The sequence below is a fragment of the Pseudomonas sp. FBF18 genome, assembly GCF_024261405.1.
GTDB classification, from domain to species: domain Bacteria; phylum Pseudomonadota; class Gammaproteobacteria; order Pseudomonadales; family Pseudomonadaceae; genus Aquipseudomonas; species Aquipseudomonas palmensis.
In genome coordinates this window covers 22,269-37,195 of the sequence record NZ_QKRS01000027.1, presented here as the reverse complement: position 1 = coordinate 37,195, position 14,927 = coordinate 22,269, and the positions used below count along the sequence as shown (strand labels likewise).

The 14,927-nt window shown below is 64.3% G+C and carries 14 protein-coding genes; 8 read left to right on the top strand and 6 right to left on the bottom strand.

The features are described from left to right. Positions 1 to 117: 117 nt before the first annotated feature. Entirely contained in the window at positions 118 to 1,611 is a 1,494-nt protein-coding gene (locus DN387_RS25520; protein WP_043860970.1) for a CoA-acylating methylmalonate-semialdehyde dehydrogenase, read from the bottom strand. Positions 1,612 to 1,673: 62 nt separating this feature from the next. Further along, positions 1,674 to 3,020 (bottom strand): aspartate aminotransferase family protein, encoded by a 1,347-nt coding sequence (locus tag DN387_RS25515; RefSeq protein WP_043860969.1) that lies wholly within the window; start codon positions 3,018 to 3,020, stop codon positions 1,674 to 1,676. Between the two features lie 124 nt (positions 3,021 to 3,144). Here DN387_RS25515 and DN387_RS25510 point away from each other — a divergent pair, with 124 nt between their 5' ends. From DN387_RS25510 to DN387_RS25490, 5 genes are all read left to right on the top strand, one after another. Then, on the top strand, positions 3,145 to 4,062 hold the full coding sequence (locus tag DN387_RS25510) for a LysR family transcriptional regulator (protein ID WP_054916630.1): 918 nt from the start codon (positions 3,145 to 3,147) through the stop codon (positions 4,060 to 4,062). A gap of 100 nt (positions 4,063 to 4,162) precedes the next feature. Next, entirely contained in the window at positions 4,163 to 4,822 is a 660-nt protein-coding gene (locus DN387_RS25505) for a TetR/AcrR family transcriptional regulator (protein ID WP_043860967.1), read from the top strand. A 9-nt stretch (positions 4,823 to 4,831) separates the two neighbouring features. Beyond that, on the top strand, positions 4,832 to 5,416 hold the full coding sequence (locus tag DN387_RS25500) for a YigZ family protein (protein WP_043860966.1): 585 nt from the start codon (positions 4,832 to 4,834) through the stop codon (positions 5,414 to 5,416). Positions 5,417 to 5,777: 361 nt separating this feature from the next. Beyond that, the gene (locus tag DN387_RS25495) at positions 5,778 to 6,464 is read left to right on the top strand and encodes an SDR family oxidoreductase (RefSeq protein ID WP_043860965.1); all 687 of its coding nucleotides are present in this window, start codon (positions 5,778 to 5,780) and stop codon (positions 6,462 to 6,464) included. Between the two features lie 115 nt (positions 6,465 to 6,579). Beyond that, positions 6,580 to 7,935 (top strand): 8-oxoguanine deaminase, encoded by a 1,356-nt coding sequence (locus DN387_RS25490; protein WP_054916631.1) that lies wholly within the window; start codon positions 6,580 to 6,582, stop codon positions 7,933 to 7,935. Between the two features lie 4 nt (positions 7,936 to 7,939). Here the strand turns inward: DN387_RS25490 and DN387_RS25485 are convergent, their stop codons facing one another. Further along, positions 7,940 to 9,025: a calcium:proton antiporter gene (locus DN387_RS25485; RefSeq protein ID WP_043860963.1), complete on the bottom strand. Its 1,086-nt coding sequence runs from the start codon at positions 9,023 to 9,025 to the stop codon at positions 7,940 to 7,942. A gap of 146 nt (positions 9,026 to 9,171) precedes the next feature. On the opposite strand from DN387_RS25485, the gene DN387_RS25480 reads away from it, so the two are divergent. After that, positions 9,172 to 10,125: an adenosine deaminase gene (locus DN387_RS25480; RefSeq protein ID WP_054916632.1), complete on the top strand. Its 954-nt coding sequence runs from the start codon at positions 9,172 to 9,174 to the stop codon at positions 10,123 to 10,125. Between the two features lie 58 nt (positions 10,126 to 10,183). Here the strand turns inward: DN387_RS25480 and DN387_RS25475 are convergent, their stop codons facing one another. Both DN387_RS25475 and DN387_RS25470 read right to left on the bottom strand, forming a co-directional pair. After that, positions 10,184 to 10,912: a helix-turn-helix transcriptional regulator gene (locus DN387_RS25475; RefSeq protein WP_043860961.1), complete on the bottom strand. Its 729-nt coding sequence runs from the start codon at positions 10,910 to 10,912 to the stop codon at positions 10,184 to 10,186. 356 nt (positions 10,913 to 11,268) lie between these two features. Next, entirely contained in the window at positions 11,269 to 12,189 is a 921-nt protein-coding gene (locus DN387_RS25470) for a LysR family transcriptional regulator (protein ID WP_043860960.1), read from the bottom strand. A 111-nt stretch (positions 12,190 to 12,300) separates the two neighbouring features. Here DN387_RS25470 and DN387_RS25465 point away from each other — a divergent pair, with 111 nt between their 5' ends. Together DN387_RS25465 and DN387_RS25460 are read left to right on the top strand one after the other, a co-directional pair. Then, on the top strand, positions 12,301 to 13,314 hold the full coding sequence (locus tag DN387_RS25465) for a zinc-binding alcohol dehydrogenase family protein (protein ID WP_043860959.1): 1,014 nt from the start codon (positions 12,301 to 12,303) through the stop codon (positions 13,312 to 13,314). A gap of 114 nt (positions 13,315 to 13,428) precedes the next feature. Beyond that, positions 13,429 to 13,593 (top strand): sensor domain-containing protein, encoded by a 165-nt coding sequence (locus tag DN387_RS25460; RefSeq protein WP_116052671.1) that lies wholly within the window; start codon positions 13,429 to 13,431, stop codon positions 13,591 to 13,593. On the opposite strand, the gene DN387_RS25455 is transcribed toward DN387_RS25460, so the two are convergent. Beyond that, a complete protein-coding gene (locus tag DN387_RS25455) occupies positions 13,577 to 14,758 on the bottom strand; it encodes a multidrug effflux MFS transporter (protein ID WP_054916633.1) in 1,182 nt (393 codons plus the stop codon). The genes DN387_RS25460 and DN387_RS25455 overlap by 17 nt on opposite strands. Positions 14,759 to 14,927 lie beyond the last annotated feature (169 nt).

The following is a 14,927-nucleotide window of genomic DNA, read 5'->3' as shown; positions in this document are numbered from 1 at the left end:
GTATAAAGACTTCTGGAAACCCGTCAAGCGCTATTCGCAATAAATCTGTCACATCGGTCAAAAACGCTGAAAAACAAAAGAGGGAGGCCTTGCGGCCTCCCTCCTTTCAGCCCGACCTCAAAGGCTTGGGAATGCGAACTGCGATGCTTCATGGCTGGCGCGCTGCGGCCAACGCTGGGTGATCGCCTTGCGCCGGGTATAGAAGCGCACGCCATCCGGGCCGTAGGCATGCAGGTCGCCAAACAGCGAGCGCTTCCAGCCACCGAAGCTGTGATAGGCCACCGGCACCGGCAACGGAACGTTGACCCCCACCATGCCCACTTCGATCTCGTCGCAGAACAGACGCGCCGCTTCCCCATCCCGGGTGAAGATGCAGGTGCCGTTGCCGTATTCATGATCGTTGATCAACTGCATGGCCTGCTCGAGGCTGTTCACCCGTACCACACACAGCACCGGGCCGAAGATCTCTTCCTTATAGATACGCATCTCGGGGCTGACCCGATCGAACAGCGTACCGCCCACGAAGTAACCTTGCTCATGCCCCGCAACACTGTAGCCGCGGCCGTCCACCACCAATTCGGCACCGGCGGCCAGGCCGTCATCGATATAGCCAACCACCTTGTCGCGCGCAGCCGCAGTCACCAGCGGCCCCATGTCCAGGCCGCAACTGGTACCGGCACCGATCTTCAGCGCCTTGATCTGCGGCACCAGCTTGGCCACCAGTGCATCGGCTACCTGGTCACCCACGCACACCGCTACCGAGATTGCCATGCAGCGTTCACCGCACGAACCGTACGCCGCGCCCATCAGTGCGCTGACCGCGTTGTCCAGGTCGGCATCGGGCATCAGCACCGCGTGGTTCTTCGCACCACCCAGCGCCTGCACACGCTTGCCACGACGAGTGCCCTCGGCATAGATGTACTCGGCAATCGGCGTGGAGCCCACAAAGCTCAGCGCCTTGACCTCTGGGGCTTCGATCAGCGCGTCCACCGCCACCTTGTCGCCATGCACCACGTTCAGCACGCCCTTGGGCAAGCCGGCTTCCAGCAACAGCTGGGCAATGAACAGCGACGAGCTCGGATCGCGCTCGGACGGTTTGAGAATGAAGCAGTTGCCACAGGCAATCGCCAGCGGGTACATCCACAGCGGCACCATGGCCGGGAAGTTGAACGGGGTGATCCCCGCAACGATGCCCAGCGGCTGGAAGTCGGACCATGCATCGATGTTCGGGCCCACGTTGCGGCTGTATTCGCCTTTGAGCACTTCGGGGGCAGCGCAGGCGAACTCGACGTTCTCGATACCGCGCTTGAGTTCACCCGCCGCATCCTCGAGGGTCTTGCCATGCTCTTCGCTGATCATCTGCGCAATGCGCGACTCGTTCTGCTCAAGCAGTTGCTTGAAGCGAAACATCACCTGTGCCCGCTTGGCCGGCGGGGTATTGCGCCAGGCCGGGAATGCCGACTTGGCCGAATCGATGGCCTGCTGCACGGTTTCCCGGCTGGCCAGCGCCACCTTGCGTACCGCCTGGCCGGTGGACGGGTTGAACACATCGGCGGTGCGCTCACCGCTGGAAACCATTTCACCGTGGATCAGATGCTGAACAATGCTCATGCAGAACTCCAGAAAGGGGGTTCAGGCGCGGCACCGCGCGCCTGCTTATATAAAGAGAGGGATCAGCCGACCTGGTTGATCGCTTCGCCCACCGCATCGAACAGGCGATCCAGTTCTTGCGGGGTGGTGTTGAAAGTCGGGCCGAACTGCAGGGTGTCGCCGCCGTAGCGAACATAGAAGCCGGCGTTCCACAGCTTCATGGCGATCTCGAACGGACGCACGATGGCATCCCCGTCCCGCGCGGCAATCTGGATGGCACCGGCCAGGCCGTAGTTGCGAATGTCGACGATGTTCTTCGCGCCCTTGACTCCGTGCAGCACACGTTCGAAATGCGGTGCCAGGTCGGCAGCCGACTGCACCAGGTTCTCCTTCTCCAGCAGGTCGAGTGCAGCCAGGCCGGCAGCGCAGGCAACCGGGTGCGCGGAGTAGGTGTAGCCGTGCGGGAATTCGACCGCGTATTCCGGGGTCGGCTGGTTCATGAAGGTCTGGTAGATCTCGCTGCTGGCGATCACCGCGCCCATCGGGATGGCGCCGTTGGTAACCTGCTTGGCGATACACATCAGGTCGGGCGTCACACCAAAGGCGTCGGCACCGAACATGGCACCCATACGGCCAAAACCGGTGATCACTTCGTCGAAGATCAGCAGAATGTTGTGCTGGTCGCAGATCTCGCGCAGGCGCTTGAGGTAGCCCTTGGGCGGTGGCAGTACACCGGCGGAGCCGGCCAGCGGCTCGACGATCAGTGCCGCGATGTTCGACGCATCGTGCAGCTCGATCAGCTTGAGCATCTCGTCGGCCAGGGCGATACCGCCCTCCTCCGGCATCCCCTTGCTGAATGCGTTGCCCGGCAGCAGGGTGTGCGGAATATGGTCCACATCCAGCAACTGGCCGAACATCTTGCGGTTGCCGTTGACGCCGCCCAGGCTGGTGCCGGCGATGTTCACGCCGTGGTAGCCACGGGCACGGCCGATCAGCTTGGTCTTGGTCGCCTGGCCTTTGAGGCGCCAGTAGGCACGCACCATCTTCAGCGCGGTATCGGCGCATTCGGAACCGGAGTTGGTATAGAAGACGTGGTTCAGGTTGCCCGGGGTCAGGTCGGTGATCTTCTCGGCCAGCTGGAACGACAGCGGGTGGCCGAACTGGAAGGCCGGCGAATAATCCAGCACACCCAGCTGACGCGACACCGCTTCCTGAATCTGCTTGCGGGTATGCCCGGCGCCGCAGGTCCACAGCCCCGACAGCGCATCATAGATCTTGCGCCCCTTGTCATCCGTCAGGTAGCTGCCTTCGGCGGCGACGATCAGGCGCGGGTCGCGCTGAAAGTTGCGGTTGGCGGTATAGGGCATCCAGTGCGCATCCAGCTTGAGCTGGCTGGCAAGGCCGAGGGGAGCGTTTTCAGGCAGATTCATGGGACAAACCTCGCAAGGCAATGAGCAACATGAGGGAGGCAAACGTTGTTGCAGTTAAGTTGTCACGGGGATAAAGTCTGAAAAAGCCTACTTTTCTAATCTTCAGTTAGCTGGACACTAAACTATGAGCCGTCGCCCGGAGCCGCTTGCGCAGGTCAGTGATTTCGACATCCGCCTGTTGAAAATCTACCGCAGCGTGGTGGAATGCGGCGGCTTCTCCGCAGCCGAGAACGTGCTGGGCATCGGCCGCTCGGCCATCAGCCAGCAGATGAGCGACCTGGAGCAACGCCTGGGCCTGCGCCTGTGTCAGCGCGGCCGTGCCGGGTTCTCGCTGACCGAAGAGGGCCGCGAGGTGTACCAGAGCGCACTGCAACTGCTCGGCGCGCTGGAAAGCTTTCGCACCGAAGTCAACGGCCTGCACCAGCACTTGCGCGGCGAGCTGAACATCGGCCTCACCGACAACCTGGTGACGCTGCCGCACATGCGCATCACCCATGCCCTGGCGCAGCTCAAGGACCGGGGGCCGGAGGTACGCATCCAGATCCGCATGATCGCTCCCAGCCAGGTCGAACAGGGCGTGCTCGACGGCAGCCTGCACGTCGGCGTGGTCCCCCAGACCAGCCCGCTGTCGGGGCTCGAGTACCAGCCACTGTACAGTGAGCGCTCACTGCTCTATTGCGCGGTCGGGCACCCGCTGTTCTATGCCGATGACCGCCAGCTGGACGACGACCGCCTCAACAGCCAGGACGCGATCACCCCCACCTTCCGCCTGCCGGCCGAGATCCAGGCCCAGTATCAGGACCTGCACTGCACCGCCAGCGCCTCGGACCGCGAAGGCATGGCGTTCCTGATTCTTACCGGGCGCTACATCGGCTACCTGCCCGACCACTACGCCAACGCCTGGGTACAGCAGGGGCGCCTGCGCGCCCTCAAACCCGACGAACGCTTCTATGACCTGAGCCTGTGCTGGGTCACCCGCAAGGGACGGCGCCCGCACCTGGTGCTCGAGAGCTTTCTGGACAGCCTGGCGGCCACCCGCTGATGCGGTTTATCGGCTTTTTCGCCGATGAGCGCTTGCCCGACTGCCATGGCTGGGTTATCAGTGCATGTGCCACACTACCCCGCTCTGTCCGGAATCGCCCATGACCTTCGAAGTCCCCGCACACCGCCTCCAGGCTGCCAGGCCTGCCGGCCGTATCCGCCAGAAGAACGAGCAGGCCATCATCCAGGCTGCCGAAGACGAGTTCGCCCGTCACGGCTTCAAGGGCACCAGCATGAACACCATCGCGCTGAACGCCGGGCTGCCCAAGGCCAACCTGCACTATTACTTCACCAACAAGCTGGGCCTGTACGTGGCGGTGCTGAGCAACATCATCGAGTTGTGGGACAGCACCTTCAACACCCTGAGTGCCGACGACGACCCGGCCGAGGCGCTGAGCCGCTACATTCGCGCCAAGATGGAATTCTCGCGGCGCAACCCGCAGGCCTCGCGGATCTTCGCCATGGAGATCATCAGCGGCGGCCAGTGCCTGACCGACTACTTCAGCCAGGACTACCGCGACTGGTTCAAGGGCCGGGCCGCCGTGTTCGAAAGCTGGATGAATGCCGGCAAGATGGACCGCCTCGACCCGGTACACCTGATCTTCCTGCTCTGGGGCAGCACCCAGCACTATGCCGACTTCTCCACACAGATCTGCCAGGTAACCGGCCGCAGCCGCCTGACCAAGCAGGACATGGAAGACGCCAGCAACAACCTTATCCACATCATCCTCAAAGGCTGTGGCCTGACCCCACCGAACTGAACCCTGCTTATGCCTTTTACCCTGTTGGACACTTGCGAGTTTCGCGAAGAGATCCGCAAGAGCCGCTTCATCACCCTGGCCGGCCCCATCAGCAGCCCGGCCGAGGCCCAGGCCTTCATCGAACGGCACAGCGACCTGGCCGCCACCCACAACTGCTGGGCCTGGAAACTGGGGGCGCAATACCGCAGCAGCGACGACGGCGAACCCGGCGGTACGGCCGGGCGCCCGATCCTGGCAGCCATCGAGGCGCAGGACTGCGACCAGGTAGTGGTGCTGGTGATTCGCTGGTACGGCGGCATTCAGCTGGGCACCGGTGGCCTGGCCCGGGCCTATGGCGGTGGCGCCAACAAGTGCCTGCAACAGGCCGAAAAGCGCCTGCTGGTAAGCCGTGTCGAGCTGCACTGCAGTTGCGCATTCAGCGAACTGGCCCTGCTCAAGCTACGCGTCGCCGAAGCCGACGGCCTGGTGATGGACGAGCAGTTCACCGCCAACGGTGTCGACCTGTTGCTGGCGCTTGGCGAGGAGCAGATCGAACCGGTGCAACGACAACTGGCCGACCTGAGCCGCGGGCGCATTCTGCTCGAACGGCGCTGACACTTGCCCACATCCACTGTGGGCCCGGCTGTGGATAACCTCTTAGCACTCGGCTGCAGCCCTTCTGGATCAAGGCTCGCAGAGAAACGATCATATTTTGATCAAGATTTGATGACAGGCCATCAAGCGGCGTCGAATCAGTGACTTATCCCCAGCCAGGTGTCCTCGAGGGCCGGCTCCATGGCCACAAAACCGTGCCTGGCGCTTGCACACAAATACTGTGGAGCAAGCTGTGGATAAACCGTGAGCGCCTGCGCCAAAGGCCTGCCGGCCAATGCTCAGCGTCGATTGATCATTTTATGAGCAGCCTCCAGGCCATGCTACGCTGCGTATCCTCTGCCCACCTGTACGGAGTTATCCCATGACCGCCCCCAAAACCGCACTGATCATTGGCGCATCCCGTGGCCTGGGCCTTGGCCTTGTGCAGCGCCTGCGCGAGCAGGGCTGGAACGTGACCGCCACCGTTCGGGACCCTGCCAGGGCCCCTGCGCTGGCCGCGGTGCCCGGCGTACAGGTCGAGACCCTGGAAATGAACAGCACCGATCAGCTCGATGCACTGCAGGCGCGCCTCAAGGGTCAGACCTTCGACCTGCTGTTCGTCAATGCGGGGGTCAAGGGCCCTGATGACCAGAACCCGGAGCGGGTACAACTGGCGGATATTGGCGAGCTGTTCATGACCAACAGCGTCGCGCCGATTCGCGTGGCGCAGCGCTTGAGCCCGCAGCTCAACGACAAGGGTGGGGTGATCGCCTTCATGAGCTCGGTGCTGGGCAGCGTGAGCATCCCCGACGCGCCCGACCTGGCCCTGTACAAGGCCAGCAAGGCGGCGCTCAATTCCATGATCAACAGCTTCGTCGTGCAGCTGGGCGACACCGGCCTGACCGTGCTGGCCATGCACCCGGGCTGGGTCCAGACCGACATGGGCGGCGAAGGCGCTGAAATCGACGTGCCTACCAGCACCGGCGGGATGGTTGAACAGGTCACCCTCAACAGCGGCAAGGGTGGCCTGCATTTCATCAACTACAAGGGCGAAAAACTGATCTGGTGATCTGACGCGCGGTGGGTGTAGACTCGGCCCTTCGCCCACCGCGGCGGACCTGGATCAGCAGACAGGGCAACACTGAGCTGGCTAACCTGAACCCACTTTCAGAGGAGCCGGCACCATGCCTGCGACCCGTATCTGGTTGAAAAACCCGCTTGCCATCTTTACCGCCAACACCCTCGACGCCCGTGGCGGCCTGGTGCTCGAAGGCGGCATCATCCGCGAAGTCCTCGGCCTCGGCCAAACCCCCGCCACACCTTGCCAGCAGACCTTCGATGCCCGTGAGCACGTGGTACTGCCAGGCCTGATCAACACCCACCACCACTTCTACCAGACCCTTACCCGTGCCTGGGCTCCGGTGGTCAACCAGCCGCTGTTCCCCTGGCTCAAGACGCTGTACCCGGTGTGGGCCCGGCTCACCCCGGCCAAGCTGGAGCTGGCGACCCAGGTAGCCCTGGCCGAACTGCTGCTGTCGGGCTGCACCACCGCTGCCGACCACCACTACCTGTTCCCCGACGGCCTGGAAAACGCCATCGACGTACAAGTGGAGAGTGTGCGCAAACTCGGCATGCGCGCCATGCTCACCCGCGGTTCCATGAGCCTGGGTGAAGCCGATGGTGGCCTGCCACCGCAGCAGACGGTGCAGCAGGGCGAGGTGATCCTGGCCGACAGCCAACGACTTATCCACAGTTACCACGAGCGTGACGCGGGCGCGCAGATCCAGATCGCCCTGGCCCCCTGCTCACCGTTCTCGGTCACGCCCGAAATCATGCGCGCCAGCGCGACCCTGGCCCAAGAGCTGGACGTGCGCCTGCACACGCACCTGGCCGAAACCCTCGACGAGGAGGACTTCTGCCTGCAGCGCTTTGGCCTGCGTACGGTCGACTATCTGGACAGTGTCGGCTGGCTCGGCCCGCGCACCTGGCTGGCCCACGGCATCCACTTCAACCCCGACGAGATTGCCCGCCTGGGCGCTGCCGGCACCGGCATCTGCCATTGCCCCAGCTCCAACATGCGCCTGGCATCGGGCATCTGTCCCACCGTGGAACTGACCGACGCGGGTGCGCCAGTGGGCCTGGGTGTGGATGGCTCGGCCTCCAACGATGCATCCAACATGATCCTCGAAACCCGCCAGGCCCTGTACCTGCAGCGCCTGCGCTACGGTGCCGAGGCCATTACCCCCGAGCGCGTGCTGGGCTGGGCCACACGAGGTTCGGCGCAGCTGCTGGGGCGCCACGACATCGGCGAGCTGGCCGTGGGCAAGCAGGCCGACCTGGCCCTGTTCAAGCTGGATGAACTGCGTTTTTCCGGCAGCCATGATCCGCTCTCGGCCCTGCTGCTGTGCGGTGCCGACCGGGCCGACCGAGTGATGGTCGGCGGTCGGTGGCGAGTGATCGATGGCCAGATCGAAGGGCTGGACGTGAAGGGCCTGATCGCCGATCACCGCCAGGCCGCCGCGCAACTGATCGCCGGCTAGGCAGCTACAGGCCCAGCAGCGCCAGCATGATGAACGTGGCGAACAGCACGAAGTGGGTCATGCCCTCGATCGCGTTGGTTTCGCCATCGTTCAGGTTGATGGCGCTGACGATCAGCGTGATGAAGATCATCACCGTCTGCACCGGGGTCATGGCCATCTGGAACGGCTGACCGGTGTACAGGGCCATGGCCTCCATCAGCGGCACGGTGAGGATCACCGTCGACAGCGAGGCCCCCAGGGCGATGTTGACCACCGATTGCATGCGGTTGGCCAGCGCCGCGCGCAATGCGGTGAGAATCTCTGGCGCGGCAGAGATGGCCGCTACCACGATTGCCGTCAGTACCGGCGGTGCTCCGCTGCCCTCCAGGCCATAGTCCAGGGTCTTGGACATGACTTCGGCCAGCAGGCCGATCACCACCACCCCCGAAATCAGAATCGCGATCGATCGCGCCTTGTGGCCGCCCGGCGTCCCTGCCACCGGGTCGCGGCGTTTCTTCTGCGGGTAGCTGTAGCTGAAAAAGTAGCTGTGCGGCCCCACCTGCATGCGCAGAAACAGCGTATACAGCACCACCATCGCGCCGATGGTGAAGGCCGAATACAGATGCCACTGGGCTTCGGGGATGAACTCGGGCACCACCATCGACACGCCCATCGCGGTCATGATCATCACGCTGTAGGTGCGTGCCGAATCGTCGTTGTAGCTCTGCTCGCCGTGCTTGAGCCCGCCCATCAACGCGGCCAGGCCCAGGATCCCGTTGATATCGAGCATCACCGCCGAGTAGATGGTGTCGCGCACCAGCGTCGGCGAGGCCTCATTGCTCATCATGATGGCCAGGATCACCACCTCCACCAAGACCGCCGACAGGGTCAGGATCATGGTGCCGTAGGGGTCGCCGACCTTTTCCGCCAGCAGCTCGGCATGCTGTGCAACCCGCATCGAGGCGCACACGATCGCCCCCACCAGCGCGAACCCGGCCAACAACGCCACGCCATGGCCGTGCCCCAGCAACAACGGCTCCAATGGCCAGGCCAGCAGGGCGGTCACCACGGCCAGCAGCAAGAGCTTTTCCTGGGTCAGTAGCTTGAGCATCGGCGGCCTTGAACAGAAGGGGTGTGGCTAGAGACTGTAGCTGCTGTGGAAGGTTTCCTGCTGCCGGACCATCCGGCCAGGTTTCGCGCCGCCCCTCGTCAACCGCTGTAGAATGGCGCGCAACCGCACCTTGATGAGAACACGCTATGTACGACTGGCTTAACGCGCTGCCCAAGGCAGAATTGCACCTGCACCTGGAGGGATCGCTCGAGCCCGAACTGCTGTTCGCTCTGGCCGAACGCAATGGCATCGCCCTGCCCTGGAACGATGTGGAGGCCCTGCGCGCGGCCTATGCGTTCAACAACCTGCAGGAGTTCCTCGACCTGTACTACCAGGGCGCCGACGTGCTGCGCACCGAGCAGGACTTCTACGATCTTACCTGGGCCTACCTGCTGCGCTGCAAGGCACAGAACGTGATCCACACCGAACCGTTCTTCGACCCCCAGACCCATACCGACCGGGGCATCCCGTTCGAGGTGGTACTGGCCGGCATCAGCGCAGCCCTCAAGGATGGCCAGCGCAAGCTGGGCATCAGCAGTGGCCTGATCCTGAGCTTCCTGCGCCACCTGAGCGAAGACGAGGCCCACGCCACCCTCGATCAGGCCCTGCCCTTTCGCGATGCCTTCATCGCCGTGGGGCTGGACAGCTCGGAGCAAGGCCACCCGCCCAGCAAGTTCCAGCGCGTGTTCGACCGCGCCCGTAGCGAAGGCTTCCTGACGGTCGCGCACGCCGGCGAGGAAGGCCCGCCCGAGTACATCTGGGAAGCCCTGGACCTGCTCAAGATCCAGCGTATCGACCACGGCGTGCGCGCCATCGAGGACGAGCGCCTGATGCAGCGCATCATCGACGAACAGATCCCGCTGACCGTCTGCCCTCTGTCCAACACCAAGCTGTGCGTGTTCGACCACATGCGCGAACACAACATCCTCGAGATGCTCGAGCGTGGCGTGAAGGTCACGGTGAACTCGGACGACCCAGCCTATTTCGGTGGCTACGTGACCGAGAACTTCCATGCCCTGCATACCCACCTCGGCATGACCCAGGACCAGGCCAGGCGTCTGGCGCAGAACAGCCTGGATGCGCGCCTGCTCAAGCCCTGACCTCTGCGCGGGCAGGTCGACCCATCACCGGTGGGTCGGCCTTGCCCGCCACCTGCGGCTACTCCCCCACCGCCAACGGCATGGGCGACTGTGCAATCAGCGGGATTTCACGCAACCCGGCGGGGGTGACGTGCAAGGCGCGCGAGTCACCGTTCATGCGCACCCAGCCCGACTGAACGAAAAGCCTGAGCAGGCTGCTGCCCAGAGCCCCGCCCAGGTGCGGGCGCTGCTCGCTCCACTCGCTGCAGCAACTGCACGCGCTGCAGGCTCTGCCCTCGCGCAGTGCCAATGCCTCGACGAAGATGCCAAAGTCGGCAAAGTGCAGGCGCCCCAGCGAGCTGACCTCCAACTGGCGGTCGCAGAGCTCCAGCCACTTGGCCTCCTGCAAGCGCTGGTACAGGTCGGCCGCCAGCTCACCGCCCAGGTGGTCACGGCACAAGCGTGCGCGGCGCATCGCCAGCGGGATCCCCGGCGCCTCCCGGCTGACACGCACGCCCTGACGAAAATGCTCGCGCACCGGCACACTGGCCAGCGCCTCCACAGCGGCGCCCACCTCCGGGGCTGCCAGCCGAAAATACCGTTTGCGCCCGCGCGCCTCTATCTTCAGCAACCCCCCTGCCAGCAGGCGCCCAAGGTGAGCGCAGGTGGAAGAAGGTGTCAGGCCGGTCATCCTGGCCAACTCGTCGGAGGGGCGGGCCAGACCGTCGATCAAGGCCCACAGCATGGCGCTGCGCTTGGGGTCAGCCAGCAGGCTGGCGATCACACTGATACTTGCTACAGGTTTCATATCTGCACTCCCTGCGGATTCCGAAGACGTAACTTGCCCGCCCCTGCAATGGAAACGTCTCTTGCTGGTAACGACTGCGGGGGCAAGTATATGCCGGCCTGTAAGCACTTAAACGGCCTCTATCTCCGGCAAAATTGCCCGTTTTGGGCAACCATGTGGCCTTCTGCAAAGGTCGCTTTCGGGTGGCGGGCCTTCCGCCCCTGGCACCACAGCCGCATGGGGGCGGCTTTCCCTGCAGAGCGAGGGTTGCGCTCAAGGGCCGATGAGCGCGCAACGCCCTACATTCAAGGTAAACAAGTCACTCAACCTAAAATGAAATGTATGACCCTGATCCAGCGCCCGACAGCCGGCCCTGCCTAGCCGGTCATCGCCAGCAGCGGCTCCAGCAGGTGCCGGCATCTGGCCTTGAGTTCGTCGCGCAGCAACTGCACCGGCTTGCCGAGCTGCGCCCGGTGGGTGCACAGCAGATTCAGCGGCGCAGCTTCACCCCGCACCCCGGGCAGCAGCACTTCGAGGCGCCCGGCCTTCACATCGGCTGCCACATCCAGCCAGGACTTGTAGGCAATGCCCACACCTGCCACGGCCCAGCGCCGTACCACGTCGGCGTCATCGCAAAAGCGGTCGCCACGCACCAGCACCGTCTGTGTCGCGGCCCCGTCACTGAAGCGCCACTGGTCATGCACACGGCCACCCAACTGGTACAGCAGGCAGTTGTGCTCGGCCAGCTGTGCAACCGTCGCCGGTTGGCCATGGCGCGCCAGATAATCAGGTGCGGCGCACAGCACCCGGCGGTTGTCGGGGCACAGGGGCAGCGCCACCAGGCTCGAGTCTTCGGGGGTACCGTAGCGCAGCGCCACATCCACCGGCTGGCGAAACAGGTCGGCATTGCGATCGCCCAGCAGCAGGCGCACGTTCAGCAACGGGTGCGCCTGCTGCAACTGGTCCAACCAGGGCAACAGCACATTGCGTCCGAAATCCGACGGTGCCGACAACTGCAGCACGCCGCTCACCTCGGCCTGGCCCTGAGCCAACGCCCGCCGTCCCTCCTCGAGGCTGGCCAAGGCTACCCGGGCGTGGTTGAGGAACCCCTCGCCTTCAGCGGTCAGGCGCAGACTGCGCGTCGAACGGGCCAGCAGCCGCACCTTCAATTGCGCCTCAAGGCGCTTGAGCGCTGCGCTCGCCACTGCCGGCGAAAGGTCGAGCTGGCGCGCAGCGGCCGACAGGCTGCCCAGTTCCGCAGCGCGCACGAACAGTTGCAGATCATCGGTACGCAGCACTTGTCGGCCTCATTATCAAAAAAAAATTGAAAGTATCTGCCGTTTTATCGGGTTTTAACCCCAAGTGAAAGCACTGATGATGGCGGCACTCCCCCCCTCAAGGACCTCTTCATGAAAGCCATTGCCTACTATCAATCGTTGCCGATCGCCGACCCCGCCGCGCTGCAGGACATCGAGCTGCCCGCCCCGCAGCCTGGCCCGCGCGACCTGCTGGTGCAGGTGCACGCCATCTCGGTCAACCCGGTCGACACCAAGGTGCGCCAGAACGTGCAGCCCGAGGCCGGCGTGGCCAAGGTGCTGGGGTGGGACGTTGCCGGTGTGGTCAAGGCGGTGGGCAGCGAGGTCAGCCTGTTCCAGCCTGGCGACAAGGTCTACTACGCAGGCTCCATCGCCCGCGCCGGGGGCAACAGCGAGCTGCACGTGGTCGACGAGCGCATCGTCGGGCACATGCCCCGAACCCTGGGATTCGCCGAAGCCGCCGCATTGCCGCTGACCGCCATTACCGCCTGGGAGCTGCTGTTCGAACGCCTGCAGATCGCCGAAGGCAAGGCCGACCTGGGCCAGAGCCTGCTGATCGTCGGTGGCGCCGGCGGCGTCGGTTCGATCCTGACTCAACTGGCCAGCCAACTGACCGGGCTCAAGGTCATCGCCAGCGCTTCACGCCCCGAAACCCAGGCCTGGGTAAGGGAGCTGGGCGCCGATGTGGTAGTCGATCACCGTCAGCCACTGGCCCAGGCCCTGAAGGCGCAGGGTATCGATAGCGTTACCCACGTTGCCAGCCTCACCCAGACCGACCAGCACCTGGATCAACTGGTCGAGGCACTCGCCCCGCAGGGCAAGCTGGCGCTGATCGACGACCCCAAGCAGTTGGACGTGACCAAGCTCAAGCGCAAGAGCCTGTCGCTGCACTGGGAATTCATGTACACCCGCTCGCTGTTCGAAACCGCCGACATGCAGGCGCAGCACACGCTGCTCAACCGCGTGGCCGAGCTGATCGACGCAGGCACCCTCAAGACCACCCTGGGCGAGCATTTCGGCCCGATCAATGCAGCCAACCTGCGCCGGGCCCATGCGCTGCTCGAAAGCGGTGCAGCCAAGGGCAAGATCGTGCTGGAAGGGTTCTGAGCCCCTCCGGGCCCCGGCATGACCGTCAGTCAGTACACTGACGCCGGTCATGCCGGGGCCCGGTCGCGGCGCTACAATGCTGCTGCATTTACCCAACCACACAGGTAGGCAGCGATGAAGATTATCGTCAGTGCATCAGCCCGCAAACCCGGGTGCCCGTGGCAGGTTCAGCTCGACCAGCATGTGGTCAGCTTTCGCAGCGAGGCCGAGGCTCGCGCCTTTGTCGACACCCTGCAACAACGCTTGCGGGCCCCGCACCCGCTCAAGCAGGTCGGCTGAGCTGCAGGCGTCGGGTCAACATAGCCACGCCCACCGCCGCCGCACCGCACAGGCTGATGACCAGCGCCATCGGCAGCGCGCTGCCGTCATGCAGCACTCCCACCAGGGCAGCCGCACCCGCCGCCACGCTGAACTGCACGCACCCCAGCAACGCCGAGGCACTGCCGGCGCGGGCACCCTGCCCGCTCATGGCGCAGGCCGAGGCGTTGGGGATGATGCAGCCAAGGCTGGCAATGCACACGAACAGCGGCACCAGCAACGGCCACAGCGCCTGCGTATGCAGCGCGCTGATTCCCAGCAGCACCAGCCCGGCCGCCAGGTATACCCACACCGTGCGGGCCAGCAAAAAGGCAGGCCCACGCTTGGCCAGCAATCGCGCATTCACCTGCGCCACCAGGATGAAGCCCGCCGCATTGCTGCCGAACAGCCAGCCGTAATGTTCGGCCGGTACGCCATAAAGCTTGATGAACACGAAGGGCGACCCGGCGATATAGGCGAACATGCCGGCAATCGCGATGCCGCCGGTCAGTGCATGCCCCATGAACACGCGGTCCTTGAGCAGGCGCCCGTATTGGCGCAACGCCCCCGACAGCGGCTGGCGTGGTTGGTTGGAAGGCAGGCTCTCCGGCAGGCCCAGGGCAACAGCCAGCGTACAGCCGGCGCTGAACAGGGTGAGCACGAGGAAGATCGACTGCCAGCCATACAGGTTGACCAGCACCCCGCCCAGCATCGGGGCAAGGATCGGCGCCAGGCCCATCACCAGCATCAGTTGCGAGAACACCTTGGCCGAAGCCACTGCATCACACTTGTCGCTGACGATGGCCCGCGACAGCACCATGCCTGCGCAACCACCCAGGGCCTGTACAAAACGCGCGGCGATCAGGGCGTCCAGGCTCGGTGCAAAGGCACAGGCCAGCGACGCCAGGGTAAACAGGGTCACCCCGACCAGCAGCGGAATGCGTCGACCGAAGCGGTCGGCCACCGGGCCATAGGCCAGCTGCCCCAGCGACAGGCCCAGGAAATAGGCCGCCAGGGTGGTCTGGATGTGTTTTTCGTCGGTCGCAAAGGCCAGGGCCATTGCCGGGAAGCCGGGCAAGTAGAAATCGATCGCCAACGGCCCGAACGCACTGAGTGCGCCGAGGATCAGGATGGTGCGCAGGTTCATCGGGAATCCATAGCAGGCTAAGCAAGTGCCTTAGTCTAACCGGGCTGCCATGGATAAGCCGCGAATCTTTTGCCGAATTCGCTGGCACGTGCGCCCCTTGTTGGAGCCGGCCTTGCCGGGGATCGAGCGCGCAGCGCTCGCACACCGGAATGCACAGTGCAGCAGACAC